The organism is Pectobacterium cacticida, assembly GCF_036885195.1.
Lineage (GTDB): Bacteria > Pseudomonadota > Gammaproteobacteria > Enterobacterales > Enterobacteriaceae > Pectobacterium > Pectobacterium cacticida.
Genome location: NZ_CP133656.1, coordinates 2915940 through 2934230 on the forward strand (window position 1 = coordinate 2915940; position 18291 = coordinate 2934230).

The window sequence follows — 18291 nt, forward strand, 5'->3', positions numbered from 1 at the left end:
CATGACAAACACTGTAGATTTTATTGGCGTGGGCATCGGCCCTTTCAACCTGAGCATCGCGGCGCTGTCTCATGAGGCTAAGGGATTAAGCAGCCGTTTCTTTGACGGCCACTCGCATTTTTCCTGGCACCCCGGCATGCTGGTGCCGGACTGCCATATGCAGACCATGTTCCTGAAAGATCTGGTGAGTGCCGTAGCGCCTACCAGCCCATTCAGCTTCGTTAACTATCTGGTGAAACGCAAAAAATTCTACCGTTTCCTGACTACCGAGTTACGTACCGTTTCTCGCGATGAGTTTTCCGACTACCTGCGTTGGGCCGCCGAGGGCATGAACAATCTGCATTTCAATCATACTGTTGAGAGCATTGACTTCGACGAAAAACACCAGCGCTTTGTGACGCAGACCAGCCAGGGAGAACATTTTGCCCGCAATATCTGCCTTGGCATTGGCAAGCGCCCGTACCTGCCGCCTTGCGTAAAAGAGACAACGCAAACCTGCTTCCACGCCAGTGAAATGAGCCTGCGCCAGCCGGATCTCGGCGGCAAACGGGTTACCGTGGTTGGCGGCGGACAAAGCGGCGCCGATCTGTTCCTCAATGCGCTGCGCGGAGAATGGGGCGACGTTGCGGAGATCAATTGGGTCACCCGCCGCAATAACTTTAACGCGTTAGATGAGGCGGCATTCGCCAACGAATACTTCACACCTGAATACGTGTCAGACTTCGTCGGCCTGGATGAAAGCACACGCCTGAAGATGCTCAATGAGCAGAAAATGACCTCTGACGGTATTACGGCCGACTCGTTACTCGCTATCTATCGCGAGTTGTATCACCGCTTCGAAGTGCTAAGGCAACCACGTAATGCCCGTCTGCTACCAAGCCGCTCGGCCACCGGCCTTGAAAGCCGCAGTAGGGGCTGGCTACTGCAGCTAGAACATCATCTTGATAATGGTTATGACAGCCTGGAAAGCGACGTGGTGATCTTCGCCACCGGTTACCGTTCCGCGCTACCGCAGATACTCTCACCGTTGATGTCGCGAATCGCCATGCGCGATGAGTGCAACTTCAGAGTACGTGACGACTTCACCCTGGAATGGAACGGCCCACAAGAGAACAGTATCTTCGCCGTCAACGCCAGTATGCAAACCCATGGCATCGCCGAGCCACAGCTCAGCCTGATGGCCTGGCGCTCCGCCCGTATTCTTAATCGCGCGCTAGGACGTGACTTATTCGATCTCAGCACGCCGCCCGCCCTGATTCAGTGGCGCAGCAGCAGCCAAGAAAAACCGCAGCCAAAGGCTGCTTCTTTAACCCGTTACACCGCCTCTTTGGACTAATATTTCACGCATGAGGGAATAATGATGATAAATAAAAAGTATGCACTTTGGGCTCTTAACCCACTGCTTCTCGCTATGATGACGCCAGCCGTCGCTCAACAATCTGATGGTGAGACGCTCGTGGTGTCAGCCAACCGCAGCAACCGTACCGTGGCAGAAATGGCGCAAACCACCTGGGTTATTGAAAGCGCCGAATTAGAGCAACAGATTCGAGGCGGCAAAGAGCTAAAAGATGCATTGGCTCAGTTGATTCCTGGCCTTGACGTCAGTAGCCAGAGCCGCACCAACTACGGCATGAACGTGCGTGGTCGGCCGCTAGTCGTGTTGGTTGACGGCGTGCGTCTCAACTCTTCACGCACCGACAGCCGACAACTGGACTCTATCGACCCTTTCAATATTGACCATGTAGAAGTGATCTCCGGCGCGACGGCACTCTTCGGCGGCGGCAGTACCGGTGGTCTGATCAATATCGTGACCAAAAAAGGTCAACCAGAAACCCAGATAGAGTTTGAGGCCGGCAGCAAAAGCGGCTTTAACAGCAGTAAAGACCATGATGAACGCATCGCCAGCGCCATCTCCGGCGGTAATGACCATATTTCCGGGCGTGTTTCCGTAGCCTACCAGAAGTTTGGCGGCTGGTTTGACGGTAACGGCGATGCCACTCTGCTCGATAATACCCAGACCGGCCTGCAGTATTCCGATCGTCTGGACATCATGGGCACCGGTACGCTGAACATTGATGAAACCCAGCAGCTTCAGTTGATCACGCAGTATTATAAAAGCCAGGGCGATGACGATTACGGGTTGAATCTCGGGAAAGATTTCTCCGCCATTAGCAGGGGCAGCACACCATATGTCAGTAAGGGACTGAATTCTGACCGTATTCCCGGCACCGAGCGTCATCTGATCAGTCTGCAGTATTCCAACAATGATTTCTTTGGTCAGGAACTGGTCGGCCAGGTTTACTACCGCGATGAGTCACTGCTGTTTTACCCGTTCCCGACCGTCAATGCGAACAAACAGGCGACGGCTTTCTCCTCGTCACAGCAGGACACTGACCAGTACGGCATGAAATTGACCCTGAACAGCAAACCGCTGGACGGCTGGCAAATCACCTACGGGCTGGATGCCGACCATGAGCGTTTTACCTCCAACCAAATGTTCTTCGATTTAGCCCAGGCAAGCGCTTCTGGCGGCCTGAACAACCAGAGGATTTACACCACCGGGCGTTATCCCGCGTATGACATCACCAACCTGGCTGCACTCCTGCAATCGAGCTATGACATCAACGAGACTTTTACGCTCAGCGGCGGCGTGCGTTATCAGTACACGGAGAACAAGATTGATGATTTCATCGGCTATACACAGCAACAGCAGATTGCTGCCGGAAGAGCGACATCCGCCGACGCTATTCCTGGCGGCTCGGTCGATTACGACAACTTCCTGTTCAACGCCGGTCTACTGATGCACCTCACCGACCGCCAACAAGCATGGTTCAACTTCTCTCAGGGCGTAGAACTGCCCGATCCGGGTAAATACTACGGTCGCGGCACTTATGGCGCAGCGCTGAACGGCCACCTCCCTCTAACCAACAGCGTAAACGTTGACGATAGCAAGTTGGAAGGCGTGAAGGTCGATTCTTACGAACTGGGCTGGCGCTATATCGGCGACAACCTGCATACTCAAATCGCGGCCTATTACTCAATTTCGGATAAGAGCGTGGAGGCGAATAAGGATCTGACCATCAGCGTATTAGATGACAAACGCCGCATTTACGGCGTGGAAGGCGCGGTGGACTACTTCATACCGGATAGCGACTGGAGTATCGGCACGAACTTTAACGTACTGAAAACCGAGACGAAAGTGAACGGTAGTTGGGAAAAACATGACGTAAAAGTGGCAAGCCCATCGAAAGCAACAGCCTATATTGGTTGGGCGCCGGATCCGTGGAGCCTGCGCGTACAGAGCACCACCTCCTTCAATGTGAGCGACGCGAAGGGAAACAGTATTGACGGCTATACCACCGTCGATTTGCTCGGCAGCTACCAGCTCCCGGTAGGTAAACTTAGCTTCAGCGTTGAAAACCTCTTCGACCGCGACTACTCCACCGTATGGGGGCAGCGCGCACCGATGTACTACAGCCCAGGTTACGGCCCAGCTTCCTTGTATAACTACAAAGGCCGCGGCCGCACCTTTGGTCTGAACTATTCAGTTCTGTTCTAATGCCATTTTGCCCGGCACATGCCGGGCAAATCCTACCCTCGCGCGCCGGAACAACGCGCCCAGTACGTACCGTTTATTAAAAAACGCAATATCATTCCAGCTAAAGTAGTTGTTACCGCCAACCTCGCGGCAGGAAACGTCTCACAGCGATAAAATATCAGAATATCCTATCGACTGAAGGCGGTTAGCAATCATGACGTTATGTTCATCAGCGTTAACAGTCTTACCGTAATTTTTTGACAAAAAATGTCAAATTTATTGGTTTCTATTCTCCACACAAATAGACGACACTGCTGCGTATCGTCAACAAGCAGTGTAAACAGGCGTTTTGCTCATTCATGAGGTTAGCTATTATGATTTCTCAGTTGAATCAATGGTTCACACGTTTAACCGATCATCCCGACGCAGGCAAACTTTTACTGCGTTTAACCGTGGGTATTCTGCTACTGTTTCACGGCGTGGCAAAGGTTGAGCACGGCGTAGGTTGGATCATCCAGATGCTACAGGGCGCCGGTCTGCCAGGCTTCATCGCCTATGGTGTTTATATCGGTGAAGTTGTTGCGCCAATCCTGATTATTTTGGGCGTATTCACCCGTATTGCTGGCTTGATTGCTTCACTAACGCTGGTCGTTGCGACGCTGATGGTTGGCATGGGGAAATTCTTTACCCTGACCGAGGTAGGTGCCTGGGCGCTGGAGATTGAAGCTTTCTATTTCTTTACCGGCATTATTATCATGCTAGTTGGCAGTGGCCGTTACTCTGTTGCCTCAAATCCTGCTTATCGTTAATATTTTTTTAACGATAAGTATTAACACTAAAAAAACCCGCGCCTTGGCGGGTTTTTTATCTCTGAGGTTAGCGGTTAGATTTCCCAATCGTGGTTATAACGTTTGGGCTTAAATTGAATGACATCCCCTTTCTGTAAGCCTTGCAGACTCACATCGTCTTTTGCGACTTCCGCTTCAATCAATTCCGCTTGTTCACCCAATTTTAACGACAAGCGAGTTAAGGCGCCGAGCGGACGAATATCGCGCACCGTCACCGCCTGATAACCATCCTGAGCCTGAACAGACAACGCGACTTCATGGGGACGAAATAGAATCGTTTCTTCCGTTTGCGCCACTTTCAGTCGGTTACTGTCACCAAGGAAGTGGTAAACAAACTCACTGGCCGGGTTATCATACACCTCTGCTGGCGTACCAATTTGTTCAATCACTCCCTTGTTCATCAGGACAATACGATCGGCGACTTCCATTGCCTCCTCCTGATCGTGCGTCACGAATACCGATGTCAGATCGATATTTTCATGCAGTTGGGACAACCAGCGGCGCAACTCCTTACGCACCTTGGCATCCAGCGCACCGAAGGGCTCATCCAGCAGTAAAATGCTCGGCTCGACGATCAACGCGCGCGCCAATGCAATTCGCTGCCGTTGCCCGCCAGAAAGCTGTTCGGGATAACGATCCCCCAGCCAGTCCAGTTGAACCAACTCCAACAATTCATGCACTCGCTTTTCGATATCTCGCTTCGATGGGCGGATATTTTTCGGCTTCATTCGTAGACCAAACGCGACATTATCGAACACGGTCATGTGTCGAAACAGGGCATAATGCTGAAAGACAAACCCGACGTTGCGTTTACGCACATCATGAACGGACACATCTTTTCCGTGAAAAATGATACTGCCGCTATCCGGGTGTTCCAGCCCGGCGATAATACGCAGCAACGTCGTCTTGCCACAGCCCGATGGACCGAGCAACGCCACCAGTTCACCGCTTTGGATCGAGAGATTAATGTCGTTTAGTGCCCGAAACTGGCCAAATTGTTTATTAATGTTGCGAATTTCAATGCTCATCTTTGGCCAACTCCTGTTGTTTCTGTATTTGCTTCGTCAATCTACTTTCACTCCACTGCCGCAGTAGCAGCACCACCAGCGACATCATGAGCAGCAGAATCGCCACACTGAAGGCTGCAACGATGTTGTACTCGTTATAAAGAATTTCGATATGCAACGGCAGCGTATTCGTCAGACCGCGAATATGACCGGAAATGACGGAAACCGCGCCGAATTCCCCCATCGCACGCGCAGTACACAACACGACGCCGTAAATCAGCGCCCACTTCACATTCGGCAAGGTGATGTGCCAGAACATTTGCCAACCGTTCGCCCCTAGCAACCTTGCCGCTTCTTCTTCCTGAGAACCCTGTTCTTCCATCAACGGAATCAGCTCACGCGCCACATAAGGCAGCGTGACGAAAATCGTTGCCAGTACGATGCCCGGTACGGCGTAAACGATTTGCAGATCGTGTTCGAGCAGGAAGGGATAAATCTGGCTTTGCGCGCCAAACAGCAGCACATACACCAGCCCCGCAACCACGGGGGAGACGGAAAACGGCAAGTCGATCAACGCCAACAGAAAGCTCTTACCGCGAAATTCGAACTTCGTCACGCACCATGCTGTCGCCAACCCAAACACAACGTTTAACGGCACGGAAATGACGGTTGCAAGTAACGTTAGCTTAAGCGCCGCGATCGCATCGGGTTCGCTAATCGCCGCCCAAAATGCGCCAACCCCTTTATCCAAACCCTGAGTTACCACCATCATCAACGGTAATACCAAAATCAGGAAAAAGATGACCCACGCCAGCGAAACCAGAATGTAATAGGCTGCCGGCTGTTTTTTTCTTTTTGCCGCGCTAGCCTGAGCGGAAATAACCTGTTCCATAACAACCCGCCCTTACAGTTTTGGTTGAATGCGGCGCTGCAATACGTTAATCAGTAGCAGCATAATGAAAGAAACCAGCAGCATAAATACGCCAATTCCGGTTGCGCCTTTGTAGTCATACTGATCGAGTTTAGACACAATCAGTAGCGGGAGAATTTCGGTTTTAAAGGGGATATTCCCGGCGATAAACACCACTGAACCGTATTCCCCTACGCCGCGGGCAAAAGCCAAAGCAAAACCCGTTAGCCACGCAGGTAAAAGTGCCGGAAGTAATACATGGCGGAAAATTTGAAGCGGACGTGCGCCAAGGCAGGCAGCCGCTTCTTCCACTTCTTTAGGAATATCCGCCAGCACCGGTTGCAGTGTTCTGACGACGAAGGGCAAAGTGACAAAAATAAGCGCCAACGTGATACCGATGCCGGTGTAAGCGATTTTGAAAGGAAACAGCGAGCCTATCAGACCATTTGGCGCATATAGCGCCGTCAATGCAATCCCCGCTACGGCGGTTGGCAGCGCGAAAGGCATATCGATCATGGCATCAATTATTTTACGACCGGGGAAGGTATAACGCACCAGCACCCACGCCAGTAACGTCCCGAGAATACCGTTAATAAAGGCCGCAGCCAGCGCTGTGCCAAATGAAAGCCGCAGAGAAAACAATACCTGACGACTGGTGATCAAATCCCAAAATTGACCAAGCGTGAGTTGGCTGGCATATAAAAACATCCCAGCCAATGGGATAAGAACAATTAATCCTAAATAGCTTAGGCTAAACCCTAACGTTAGCCCGAAACCGGGGATCACTGAAGAAGAACGCTGTGACATACCGTGCCTTTAATTTTTATACTCGCTATCCAGCCAACAACGACTTGCTGACACACTCTACTTGACGAAAGAGATCGGCAACGACGCAGCCTGCCGATTTACCTGAAAAAGCCGCTAAAGCGATAGCGGCCATAATTCGTCAGACGTTGCCAACTTATTGGTTAATCTCTTTAAATATGGTGTCAAACACGCCACCATCGTTAAAGAACCTGGCTTGTGCGGTTTTCCAACCGCCGAAATCCTTATCGATCGTGACCAGATTTACTGGGGCAAACTGATCTTTGAACTCTTCTGCAATTTTGGCGTTACGAGGGCGATAAAAGTTTTTGCCAATAATTCGCTGCGCTTCATCGCTGTAGAGATATTGCAGATAAGCCTCGGCCTGTTTCTGCGTCCCTTTGCGCTCAACAACTTTATCAACGACGGCCACAGGTGGCTCAGCCAGAATCGACAGCGACGGTGTAACGATCTCAAGCTGATCGCCGCCCTGCTCTTTCAGGGATAAATACGCTTCATTTTCCCAAGCCAGCAGCACATCACCCAATTGACGTTGTACAAAGCTGATGGTTGCCCCACGTGCGCCAGTGTCCAGTACCGGCGCGTGGCGGTAGAGTTCGGTGACAAATTTCTGTGCGGTTTCATCATTACCACCCGACTGTGCCTTGGCGTAAGCCCATGCAGCCAGGAAATTCCAGCGCGCGCCGCCAGAGGTCTTCGGGTTAGGCGTGATCACTTCAACCCCAGGCTTCACCAAATCATCCCAATCCTTGATATTTTTCGGATTCCCTTTGCGTACCAGAAAAACAATGGTAGAGGTATAAGGTGTGCTGTTATCAGGCAAACGCGCCTGCCATTTGGGGTCGATCAAGGGTTGGTTCAGGTTTAATGCATCAATGTCGCCAGCTAGCGCCAGCGTAACGACATCGGCCTGCAGACCATCAATGACCGAGCGCGCCTGTTTTCCCGATCCACCATGCGAATTTTTGATGGTGATATCTTCTCCGGTCGTCTCTTTCCAATGTTTGATAAACGCCGCATTGTATTGCTGATACAGCTCTCGCGTCGGATCGTAAGACACGTTTAATAATTCGGTAGCCGCCGAGGCCATACCCGAAAATAATAGTGCCGCCGTAGCGACAGATAACCCCAGACGACGTATTGACATTCTTATCACTCCCTAACCTTAATGCTTGCTTGAAAGTATTTCGATGAATGTGGCCGACTGACGCCTTTTGTACGGCGATACCCTAAATAATCCGAGCTGCAAGAAGGCGGCGACACAACAAAGCCCCAGAAGCTAACGTCAGTGAGTGACTGGGGTAAGCGAGGAAAGCCAGCGCACATGCAGCTTGAAGTATGATGGGTATATCAGGCTGACAACATGAGAGTGACAATAGTGGATATGGGAAAGGCGCAAAAATATTGTTTCGCGATAATTTATGCAATCGCGTTATATTGTTAATGATTATGTTATCGTTTTCAGTCTAAGCAATTCTGATGCCGATACGTATTTATTACCTGAAACAAACGGCTCGGCGCCAAACGGTATCGGGGAGAAATGAAGGGAACAACAAGACGGTGGGATTAATCCACCGACCTAGTCTTCTTCATCCAGTTGCAAAGCGATGTACAGCAGCAGGCGATCGTCGAAATTCCCCAGATCTAGCCCCGTTAACTCTGAAATGCGATTGAGCCGATATTCCAGCGTATTACGATGAATAAACAACGCTTTTGCCGTTACTCCGGGTTGTACGTTATGGCGAAACCAGGCACCCAACGTCCGGCGCAACAGCCCGTTGCTGTCCATCGCCTTAAGTTTTGCCAGCGGGCGCACCAGCTCGTTTGCCTGCCAACCGCCGCGCAGGCTGTCCAGCAATACGGGCAACATCAAATCCTGGTAGTAATAACAGCGCTGGGCAGGCATACGTTGTTTACCCACGCTCATCGTGGTTCGCGCCGTGCGGTAAGAACGCGCGATGCTGCCAGAACCGACAAAATAGTTCCCCAGCGCTAACCTCACCCGTAGCCGACTGCTTTCCGCCATACGCGACATCAAGGTGTCCACGCGACGCCGGTGTTCCTCTGCGTCCCAACGACCATGGCTGTTCAGCGCCGGTTTCAGCACCACCATTTCTGTCAGAGATACGATGGCGATCAGATTGTCACGCTCCGGCGTCGTTAGCAACGTCTGCAACTGCTGTAGCTCGGCCATGGCGGAGTCTACGCCAAGCTGTCCACTGTCAACTTCGATCACCGCTGCGACGCGGGGCTTATTCAGATCGATGCCTAAACGCTGCGCCCACTCCATGAGCGCGGGAGAGAGCTCATCGGTACGAATCAGGTTTAACACCAACTCTTCTCGCAAACGGCTATCTTGGGCTAGCATATGCAGCAGTCGCGCCTGTTCCAGCATCATTTCCGCCGTCATACAGACCAGCTCTCCGTATTGTCGCAGTTGGCCCGGGTTCCCGGTCAAGCCGATAACACCGACAATTTCACCATCAATGCGCAGGGGTAAATTGATGCCCGGACGTACCCCGTGCAGGTGGCGAGCCACGGCATCATCAATGTCGACAACGCGCCCTTGCGAGAGTGCCAGCAGCGCCCCTTCGTGCAGTTCCCCTAATCGTTCCTGATCGCCACTGCCAATAATTTTACCGCGCGCGTCCATCACATTGATATTACTATCAATAATCTGCATGGTTCGCGCGACGATGTCCTGCGCCATCTTGGCATTGAGATGATAAGACGCCATTTTTACCTCAAAGGGGAACATTGACAATTGCACCAGCATACCGCCACACGACGCGCTACACATTGTGCAAACTTACAAAGAGCGGGGAATTAGATGAAATCTGTGGGAGAACTCACAAAAGCGCTTTTAAAGAAAAGTGTGGCTATGCCGGGCACCTAGATGCCCGGCGGGATAATCAAGGTCATTTACCATCTTAACTGGCAATGATTCGCTTGCACGTCACTCCACGCGATCACTGCGCCAGCAAGTAGATCGAGCTGCCGCCGCGCAGCACGTTCAACGCTAATACTGATGGTTTGCTGTCCAAGATTTTACGCAACTCACCAATATTCTGTACGGTCTGCTGGTTAACGCCGAGAATAATATCCCCTTTCTTCAGGCCAATCCTCGCGGCTGCGGTGCCGGGTTTGACATTATCGACTTTAACGCCTTTTTCCCCGTCGACTTGCGTATTACTTAATTCGGCACCTTCAATACCAGCGTAGAGATTACCAGAAGCCACCTGCGCCTGATTGCTCTGTTGCAGCGTCACCTCAACGGTCAGCGGCTTACCATCGCGCAGCAGCCCCAACGCCACTTTGCTGCCAACAGGCAACGAGCCGACCTGCGCACGCAGCGCAGAGAAACTGCTGATTGCTTTACCATTCAGCGTAACAATGACATCACCGGCCTTAATGCCAGCTTTATCGGCCGCCGATTTCGGTTTCACCTGGCTCACGAACGCCCCGCGCTGTGCATCAACTTTCATCGCCTGCGCCAGATCGGAATTCAGTTCTGTCCCGGTGATACCAAGTTCTCCGCGCTTCACTTCGCCAAATTCGATAATTTGCGCCACAACGCTTTTCACCATATTACTGGGGATAGCAAACCCAATCCCGATATTGCCGCCATCTGGCGCAAGGATTGCGGTATTCAGGCCAATCAATTCCCCCTGTAGGTTCACCAGCGCACCACCGGAATTCCCACGGTTAATCGCCGCGTCGGTCTGAATAAAGTTTTCGTAGTTTTCAATATTTAAGCCACTACGCCCCAGCGCGGAAACGATACCCGATGTCGCCGTTTCCCCCAGACCATAGGGGTTACCTATCGCGACCGTGTAATCACCGACACGCAATTGATCAGAATCCGCGACCTTGATGGCGGTGAGATTCTTGAAGTTTTTCAACTGCACCAGCGCAATATCCGATCGCGGATCTTTGCCAATCAATTTGGCGTCATACTTGCGACCATCACTAAGGCGAACCTGTATTTTATCAGCATGTTCCACCACATGGTTGTTAGTCACTACGTAGCCTTTCTCGGCATTGATCACTACGCCCGCGCCTAGCGCACGGAAATTCTCCTGCTGAGGCGTCCGATCGTCATCATCGCCTTCCTGACACATCGGTGAGGACTGGAATGGCGATCCGTCCTGACAGAAAGGCGAGTTTTCACCAAAAAACGGCTGAAGCTGCTGTGGAATCGTGTCTCTTTCCGTATTCGTTGTGTGCCCTTCCACGTAGATGCTTACCACGGAAGGCATAACTTTTTCCAGCATGGGCGCCAGGCTGGGTAATTGACCCGCAGAGGCGGAAGACGCGGCTGATTGGGCGGCGTTCGCCGTCGTCACGCCCATCGTCATTGCCAGACTTAACGCTAACGCACTTAGAACCAGTGATTTTCTTTTCATAGGAATTTATCTCATAGTAATCAACACGCGAGTCTCACGACCGGCGTACCCGATCCTGGATACACGCCGCGGTCGTGATGTATGAGATAAATATGGACCAACATGGTTCCCGAGGGGAAGAGTGTGAAGCGTAAGGAAATATTGAACGGCTTTACAAAAGCCGTTCGTACGATTGCCGACGTTCGTCGCTACTCCGCCGCCATCAACTTGCGGTATTCATCGTAGGCATACAAATCCGTCATACCGCTGATGTAATCCTGAATCAATCGCGCCCGATAATAATATTCGCGGATAACGCGTTCGGTTTCGGGTAATGCCTCCAGCGCCGCAACGGCCTCGCAATAAGCCAGGCAATGCTTGCTGGACAGCTTATGATATAACCGGGTTTCAATCGGGTAATGCCTGTGGGTATCGTCGCGCACTAACTGGCTAAAATCCGCATAAGGCATCCGAAGTAGCGGACTATAAATATCCAATAAACCGCGAATCACACGGTCGCCCTGTAACTCCAGTTGCTCAACCTCATGATGATTAAACACCTGTTTTAACGCGACATGTTTGAAAATACCTAACAGGCGATTCTGCGGGCTGTCATCCTCAAGCAGCGCCTGATTGAACGAACCGGCATACACTTCTGGCAGATTGTCGATAAAACGCTGTGCCGCATGCGGCACCATTTGCCCGACGGTATAGACACGCAGGTTCATGAAGAACTGATCGTCATGGCTACGCCATTTAAAACGCTCGCGTTCTCTGTAGGCGCGTTCAATCGTCTTATCGAAGATGTCTTTCTGCTCTCCCGCCCCCCAATTCTCTCGCAGATGCGTATACAGCGTGTCGATCGTGAGAATATCTTTCTCAACGGCGTCTTCCAAATCCGCGATACAGTACGAAACGTCATCGGCCGCTTCCATAATGTAGCTTAACGGGTGACGATGAAATTCATCCATTGCCAACGCTTCACGCAGTTTAATAACGAACGCTTCTTCCGCCAGATAGTACCCCGGCTTCTTCATTAAATAGCTGTAGTCTGGCGGAAGCTCACCGTGCCAATACGCGGGACGGGTATATTTCAAAATACAGGCGACTTGCCCGTAGGTCAGATTCAGTTTCAGTAATGTATGTACCAGCCGGATCGCCTGAGCATTACCCTCGAAATGGCTCAGATCCTGTCGGATTTGGCCGCGCAAAGCATCTTGCCCATCTTGCTGCATCCGTAATACCGCGACTTTACAGCTATCGGTACGCGCAGGGGAGTTGCTGTCCAGATAATGGCTATCCAGCAATGTTCTGAACCATTGATTAATCGCCGATTCACCAAAATGACCAAACGGTGGATTGCCGATGTCGTGCATCAGGCATGCCATTTCGACCATGCTTTCAAACGGCGTTTGTCTGTTTTCAAGCCCCAGCGCCGCCAGTCGTCCGTCACCGTGCAAACGGTGTAAAATTTCTTTGGCGATATAGCGCCCGACCTGCTGTACTTCCAGCGAATGTGTCAGACGGGAACGGACGGCTGCATTACGTTCCAAAGGAAAGACCTGCGTTTTTTGCTGCAAACGGCGAATGGCGGCGGAGTTGATAATGCGCCCGCGATCGCTCTCAAACTGGCGCACAATGGAATAGGCATCTTCAGCCACTTTAGGGCGGCTGAAATGTCGTTGAAAGCTCATTTTTTTGGCGAAATCGATATCAGTCATACGGTTATCCCTGTCATCCCACGTCGGCGCGGTAATGCGTACATCCTCTCATCCTGCCAGCCATGATAGACTAATGTCCGCGGTATATACCTTTCATTTTATCTATAACAGAATTTGCGGAGAACCTTATGACAGTCGGGATTATCGGTGCGATGGAACAAGAAGTAACGCTGCTACGCGATCGGATTGAAAACCGTCAAACCTTTCAGCGTGCGGGGTGCGAAATCTATAGCGGTCGACTCAATGGCATGGACGTCGCCTTGCTGAAATCCGGTATCGGCAAAGTCTCTGCTGCGCTGGGCACCACGCTGCTGCTGGAACACTGCCAACCCGATGTCGTCATCAATACAGGTTCCGCTGGCGGACTGGCCCCGACGCTGAACGTGGGTGATATCGTCGTTTCCGATGAAGTACGCTACCACGATGCCGACGTTACCGCCTTTGGCTATGAACCCGGCCAAATGGCAGGTTGCCCTGCCGCATTCCCTGCCGATGAAAAACTTATCGCGCTGGCACAGGAAGCGATTGCCGATTTGCAATTAAACGCCGTACGCGGTCTAGTTGTCAGCGGCGATGCCTTCATCAATGGCGCGGAACCATTAGCACGCATCCGCGCGACCTTCCCGAAAGCAATCGCAGTGGAAATGGAAGCGACGGCGATCGCTCATGTCTGCCATCAGTTCGCCGTCCCGTTTGTGGTTGTGCGTGCCATTTCTGATGTTGCCGATAAAGCATCACACCTGAGTTTTGATGAGTTCTTAAGCGTTGCGGCACAGCAATCAACGCGGATGGTGGAAGCAATGCTGACCAAACTTAGCGGTCGCTAAGTCATGATCTTTCGACACCTCTGGCTGATCGGGTTACTGCTTTGTACTACCGCTTACGCCATTCCTCAGCGTATCATCAGTCTCGCGCCGCACGCTACGGAAATGGCCTATGCGGCAGGCATGGGTCAGCAGTTGATTGCGGTTAGCGCCTGGTCAGATTATCCGCCTGAAGCGAAAAAACTCGAGCAGGTGGCGTCCTGGCAAGGCATTAATGTTGAACGGATCCTTGCCCTTAAGCCGGATCTGATTCTCGCCTGGCGTGAGGGTAATCCGCAGCGCCCACTGGAACAGCTCGCGAACTTCTCGATTCCTATTATCTATCTGGACGCCAAGACGTTAGAGGATATTCCCGCATTATTGCGTCAATTAGCGACATATAGTCGCTTTCCAGAACAAGCAAAACAGGCGGCGATAGATTTTCAGCGACAGATGCGCGCGCTACAACAGCCAGCGGGGAAGAAACATCAGGCGGCACGCGCCGCGCCCTTGCGAGTCTTTATTCAATTCGGCGCTCAACCGCTGTTTACCTCGTCAAAGCCGACGCTGCAAAGTCAGATTGTTTCGTTGTGCGGTGCAGTCAATATCTTTGCCGACAGCCCGGTGCCCTGGCCGCAGGTCAGCCGTGAGCAAGTGTTAAGACGCCAACCGCAAGCCATTATTGTCAGCGGCGCGCCAGATAAAATCGACCCTATACGCGCGTTTTGGCAACCGCAATTAGTGGTTCCCGTCATTACCGTCAATGAAGACTGGTTTAGCCGCAGCGGGCCGCGTTTACTGTTGGCCGCCCGACAGATTTGTGCTCAGTTAGCCACACTGACGTCCGCCGCGTCATCAGCACGATAAAAAAACACCGTGTCTCATCAACAAGACACGGTGTTAGCGTTTCGGCGGCGAAGATCGCCACTCAAATCAAATACTGAAAGAAGAACCGCAACCGCAGGTGGTTTTTGCATTGGGATTGGTCACAATGAAGCGGGAACCTTCCAGCCCTTCGGTATAATCCACCGAACCGCCCACCAGATATTGCAGGCTCATCGGATCCACAACCAGCGCCACACCTTGTTTCTCAATGGTCATGTCGCCGTCGTTAATTTTATCGTCAAAGGTAAAGCCATACTGGAAACCGCTACAACCGCCGCCCGTGATATACACGCGCAGTTTCAGCTCCGGATTTTCTTCATCAGCAATCAGGCTTTTCACCTTACTTGCCGCTGCATCGGTAAATTGCAGAGGCAGTGCTACCGTATCGTCGCTCATATTTTTACTCCCAACTCAGGGCTTATCAGGTGATAGCGCCACATTCATCGCCTCATTATCCGGCAGGATGAGAAAACGTTCAAGATTTGACAGAGATTGCCGCCTTAATCTGCTGTTCCTGCTCGGCCTGCGCCTGACGCTGCAGCGTCCGAGCCAAAATAGAAGAGTAAAGCGGCTTGCCTCCCAGGAATTGCGCCAGTAGTGTCGCCCCAAGACATGTCACGATCATAGGCAAAATTAATTGATAATTGTCAGTCATTTCCAACACCAGCACGATACCCGTCAGTGGTGCGCGAACCGATGCCGCGAACAGCGCCCCCATCCCCGCCACCGCGAACGTACTCGCGCCAATGTCATAATCAGGAAAAATCTGGCCGGCGGCCATACCACACGCAGCCCCAAGCAGCGTCCCTAACGCCAGCATCGGCGCGAAAATGCCGCCAGGCGCGCCAGAGCCGAAACAAAGCAGCGTCATAAAAACGCGGATCAGAAAGATGCCAAACAGCATGCCAATACTGTAATGTTCCGCCGCCGCAAGAGGGATAAGCGCAAATCCGCCACCGGTGGCCTCCTGAAAGACGACGGATAGCATGCCACAAAGCCCCCCCGCCAGCGCGCCAACCAACAGGAAGCGCGACATCCGCTTACCATGGAAAGCGAGAAACAGCGACTGTGTCCGCAGGACTAAAGCATTAAACATCACGCCGACGACGCCAAAAATAAGACCAAGCACCAAATATAGCCACAGCGTATTGAGCGGCGCGGATGGCAGTTGCCCAACATTGATCACGGCCTGTTCGCCGTTGAAAAAGCGAAAGACAATGCTCGACATAATGACGCCAATGAATACCGCTTTGATCGAGATGAGGCTATAACGAAACTGCGGTCGCATTTCCTCAATGATAAAGAGTATTCCGGCCAATGGCGCATTAAAGGCCGCCGAAAGCCCGGCCGCCGCACCGGTGGCAAGCAATGAGTGACGGCCATCCTGCTGCCGCTTCGGCAAAATATCCGCAATCATGCCACCGATATTTCCCCCCAATTGCACCGTCGGCCCTTCACGCCCCAGCACCATGCCCGAACCGAGTGTGCCAATACCACCAAAAAACTTAACGGGTAATACCCGCCACCAGCGTACTGGCCTGAGTTCTTCTAATGCGCCTTCAATTTCGGGAATCCCCGACCCACCAGCCTCAGGGGCAAAACGCCGCACCAAAAAATACCCCCAGACCGCCAGCACGGCCGAGATCGCGGCGGCAAAAAGCCAACGCAATTCACTGTCCGGTAAGAGTTCCTGGAGTGCGATACGCTGCTGTATCACCCAATTCACCGTGCGTTCAAAAGCAACACCGACCAGCCCGGTTATCGTCCCTACGATGGCGGCGAGTAGAAGAATCAACACGGGCGTTTTATCACGTCGAACAAATTGGGCAATAGCAGCACGACGCTCAGCCGGAGAAGAAACGGATGCGGAAAGTCTGCTCATGACAGTCATAACCAAAGAAAAAAAGTAAGAGAGACTATGTTACCCCTTAAGGATAAAACTGCCTATTCGACCGGTGACTGAAGATAAAAATCGATCCTCTGCCACTCAGTGATTTCCTAACGACGATCGGTTAATTAGAATACCTTCACATTTTACGACCAAGACCAGTCAGGACTGCGTAATGAACCAATCCGAAAGCCTGTATGCGGCTGCACAGCAACTTATTCCCGGCGGTGTCAACTCGCCCGTCCGGGCTTTTAACGGCGTCGGCGGTGTTCCGCTGTTCATTGAGCGGGCTGATGGCGCTTATCTCTACGATGTTGACGGAAAAGCGTACATTGATTATGTGGGATCGTGGGGTCCAATGGTGTTAGGCCACAATCATCCTGCAATTCGTAACGCCGTGATCGCGGCGGCAGAGCGCGGCCTGAGTTTTGGCGCACCGACCGAAATGGAAGTCGAGATGGCGCGGCTAGTAACCTCTCTGGTTCCCAGCATGGATATGGTCCGAATGGTTAATTCCGGTACGGAAGCGACCATGAGTGCCATTCGTCTGGCGCGAGGTTATACCGGCCGCGACAAAATCATCAAATTTGAAGGCTGTTACCATGGTCATGCCGATTGCCTGCTGGTGAAGGCGGGTTCGGGTGCACTCACGCTTGGCCAGCCGAATTCTCCCGGCGTTCCGGCCGATTTCGCTCGCCATACGCTAACCTGTATTTATAACGATCTTTCATCGGTACGCACTGTATTCGAACGCTACCCCAATGAGATCGCCGCGATTATCGTTGAGCCCGTCGCGGGCAACATGAACTGCGTGCCGCCGTTACCCGATTTTCTGCCTGGCTTACGCACCCTGTGCGATGAGTTCGGCGCGCTGTTCATCATCGATGAGGTGATGACCGGCTTCCGCGTTGCGTTGGCGGGGGCGCAGTCGTACTACGGTGTGGTGCCGGATCTGACCTGTCTGGGGAAAATCATCGGCGGCGGCATGCCCGTCGGCGCTTTCGGCGGAAAACGCGAGGTTATGCAAGCACTCGCGCCAACCGGCCCGGTTTACCAGGCGGGAACACTGTCCGGCAACCCGATTGCTATGGCGGCAGGCTTTGCCTGTTTGACGGAAGTCGCGCAACCCGGTGTACATGAAAAACTCACCGCGTTGACCCAACAGTTGGCAGAGGGCCTGCTGGCTGCCGCGACAGCCGAAAATATTCCGCTGGTGGTGAATCAGGCGGGCGGTATGTTTGGTTTATTCTTTACGGATGCCGAGAGCGTCACCTGTTATCAGGATGTGATGCAGTGCGATGTCGAGCGCTTTAAGCGGTTCTTCCACCTGATGCTGGAGGAAGGGGTTTATCTCGCGCCGTCTGCTTTTGAAGCGGGCTTTATGTCGCTGGCACATACGCCACAGGATATCGAACGTACCGTTGAAGCGGCGCGGCGTAGCTTCTCTCGCCTGTAAGTACATTGCATCGGCGAAATGCCGA

15 protein-coding genes are annotated in these 18291 nt (G+C 52.3%); 6 read left to right on the plus strand and 9 right to left on the minus strand.

Annotation, left to right across the window (positions count from 1 at the left end):
* The first annotated feature begins 1 nt into the window (after window position 1).
* From iucD to RFN81_RS13400, 3 genes are all read left to right on the plus strand, one after another.
* Entirely contained in the window at window positions 2-1336 is a 1335-nt protein-coding gene (gene iucD, locus RFN81_RS13390) for an NADPH-dependent L-lysine N(6)-monooxygenase (protein ID WP_264496298.1), read from the plus strand.
* Window positions 1337-1357: 21 nt separating this feature from the next.
* The gene (gene iutA / locus RFN81_RS13395; RefSeq protein ID WP_264496299.1) at window positions 1358-3559 is read left to right on the plus strand and encodes a ferric aerobactin receptor IutA; all 2202 of its coding nucleotides are present in this window, start codon (window positions 1358-1360) and stop codon (window positions 3557-3559) included.
* Between the two features lie 353 nt (window positions 3560-3912).
* Entirely contained in the window at window positions 3913-4347 is a 435-nt protein-coding gene (locus RFN81_RS13400; RefSeq protein ID WP_264496300.1) for a DoxX family protein, read from the plus strand.
* A gap of 74 nt (window positions 4348-4421) precedes the next feature.
* Here the strand turns inward: RFN81_RS13400 and RFN81_RS13405 are convergent, their stop codons facing one another.
* The 7 genes from RFN81_RS13405 to dgt all read right to left on the minus strand — a co-directional run bounded on the left by RFN81_RS13405 (window position 4422) and on the right by dgt (window position 13234).
* The gene (locus tag RFN81_RS13405) at window positions 4422-5414 is read right to left on the minus strand and encodes a sulfate/molybdate ABC transporter ATP-binding protein (RefSeq protein ID WP_264496301.1); all 993 of its coding nucleotides are present in this window, start codon (window positions 5412-5414) and stop codon (window positions 4422-4424) included.
* Window positions 5404-6285, minus strand: coding sequence for a sulfate ABC transporter permease subunit CysW (cysW, locus tag RFN81_RS13410; protein WP_264496302.1), 882 nt, complete (start codon window positions 6283-6285; stop codon window positions 5404-5406). The genes RFN81_RS13405 and cysW overlap by 11 nt, the downstream gene beginning before the upstream one ends.
* Before the next feature lie 12 nt (window positions 6286-6297).
* Entirely contained in the window at window positions 6298-7110 is an 813-nt protein-coding gene (cysT, locus tag RFN81_RS13415) for a sulfate ABC transporter permease subunit CysT (protein ID WP_264496303.1), read from the minus strand.
* A 154-nt stretch (window positions 7111-7264) separates the two neighbouring features.
* Window positions 7265-8269, minus strand: a complete 1005-nt coding sequence (locus RFN81_RS13420) for a sulfate ABC transporter substrate-binding protein (protein WP_378929221.1) — start codon at window positions 8267-8269, stop codon at window positions 7265-7267.
* A gap of 438 nt (window positions 8270-8707) precedes the next feature.
* On the minus strand, window positions 8708-9865 hold the full coding sequence (locus RFN81_RS13425) for a CdaR family transcriptional regulator (RefSeq protein ID WP_264498977.1): 1158 nt from the start codon (window positions 9863-9865) through the stop codon (window positions 8708-8710).
* Between the two features lie 232 nt (window positions 9866-10097).
* Window positions 10098-11534: a serine endoprotease DegP gene (gene degP, locus RFN81_RS13430; protein WP_264496305.1), complete on the minus strand. Its 1437-nt coding sequence runs from the start codon at window positions 11532-11534 to the stop codon at window positions 10098-10100.
* 188 nt (window positions 11535-11722) lie between these two features.
* Window positions 11723-13234 carry a dGTPase gene (gene dgt / locus RFN81_RS13435; RefSeq protein WP_264496306.1) on the minus strand — a complete coding sequence of 504 codons (1512 nt, stop codon included), beginning with the start codon at window positions 13232-13234 and terminating at the stop codon, window positions 11723-11725.
* 128 nt (window positions 13235-13362) lie between these two features.
* Between dgt and mtnN the strand changes: the two genes are divergently transcribed.
* Both mtnN and btuF read left to right on the plus strand, forming a co-directional pair.
* The gene (mtnN, locus tag RFN81_RS13440) at window positions 13363-14061 is read left to right on the plus strand and encodes a 5'-methylthioadenosine/S-adenosylhomocysteine nucleosidase (protein ID WP_264496307.1); all 699 of its coding nucleotides are present in this window, start codon (window positions 13363-13365) and stop codon (window positions 14059-14061) included.
* A gap of 3 nt (window positions 14062-14064) precedes the next feature.
* Complete coding sequence (btuF, locus tag RFN81_RS13445; RefSeq protein ID WP_264496308.1) at window positions 14065-14904, plus strand: vitamin B12 ABC transporter substrate-binding protein BtuF; 840 nt, start codon at window positions 14065-14067, stop codon at window positions 14902-14904.
* A 66-nt stretch (window positions 14905-14970) separates the two neighbouring features.
* On the opposite strand, the gene erpA is transcribed toward btuF, so the two are convergent.
* Both erpA and clcA read right to left on the minus strand, forming a co-directional pair.
* Window positions 14971-15318, minus strand: coding sequence for an iron-sulfur cluster insertion protein ErpA (erpA, locus tag RFN81_RS13450; RefSeq protein ID WP_264496309.1), 348 nt, complete (start codon window positions 15316-15318; stop codon window positions 14971-14973).
* Window positions 15319-15397: 79 nt separating this feature from the next.
* Entirely contained in the window at window positions 15398-16813 is a 1416-nt protein-coding gene (gene clcA / locus RFN81_RS13455) for a H(+)/Cl(-) exchange transporter ClcA (protein WP_264496310.1), read from the minus strand.
* Window positions 16814-16985: 172 nt separating this feature from the next.
* Between clcA and hemL the strand changes: the two genes are divergently transcribed.
* Window positions 16986-18266, plus strand: a complete 1281-nt coding sequence (gene hemL, locus RFN81_RS13460; RefSeq protein ID WP_264496311.1) for a glutamate-1-semialdehyde 2,1-aminomutase — start codon at window positions 16986-16988, stop codon at window positions 18264-18266.
* Window positions 18267-18291 lie beyond the last annotated feature (25 nt).

Coding starts and splice junctions, on each gene's coding strand:
- iucD (WP_264496298.1), top strand. CDS start 2: ATGACAAACACTGTAGATTTTATTGGCGTGGGCATCGGCCCTTTCAAC.
- iutA (WP_264496299.1), top strand. CDS start 1,358: ATGATGATAAATAAAAAGTATGCACTTTGGGCTCTTAACCCACTGCTT.
- RFN81_RS13400 (WP_264496300.1), top strand. CDS start 3,913: ATGATTTCTCAGTTGAATCAATGGTTCACACGTTTAACCGATCATCCC.
- RFN81_RS13405 (WP_264496301.1), bottom strand. CDS start 5,414: ATGAGCATTGAAATTCGCAACATTAATAAACAATTTGGCCAGTTTCGG.
- cysW (WP_264496302.1), bottom strand. CDS start 6,285: ATGGAACAGGTTATTTCCGCTCAGGCTAGCGCGGCAAAAAGAAAAAAA.
- cysT (WP_264496303.1), bottom strand. CDS start 7,110: ATGTCACAGCGTTCTTCTTCAGTGATCCCCGGTTTCGGGCTAACGTTA.
- RFN81_RS13425 (WP_264498977.1), bottom strand. CDS start 9,865: ATGGCGTCTTATCATCTCAATGCCAAGATGGCGCAGGACATCGTCGCG.
- degP (WP_264496305.1), bottom strand. CDS start 11,534: ATGAAAAGAAAATCACTGGTTCTAAGTGCGTTAGCGTTAAGTCTGGCA.
- dgt (WP_264496306.1), bottom strand. CDS start 13,234: ATGACTGATATCGATTTCGCCAAAAAAATGAGCTTTCAACGACATTTC.
- mtnN (WP_264496307.1), top strand. CDS start 13,363: ATGACAGTCGGGATTATCGGTGCGATGGAACAAGAAGTAACGCTGCTA.
- btuF (WP_264496308.1), top strand. CDS start 14,065: ATGATCTTTCGACACCTCTGGCTGATCGGGTTACTGCTTTGTACTACC.
- erpA (WP_264496309.1), bottom strand. CDS start 15,318: ATGAGCGACGATACGGTAGCACTGCCTCTGCAATTTACCGATGCAGCG.
- clcA (WP_264496310.1), bottom strand. CDS start 16,813: ATGACTGTCATGAGCAGACTTTCCGCATCCGTTTCTTCTCCGGCTGAG.
- hemL (WP_264496311.1), top strand. CDS start 16,986: ATGAACCAATCCGAAAGCCTGTATGCGGCTGCACAGCAACTTATTCCC.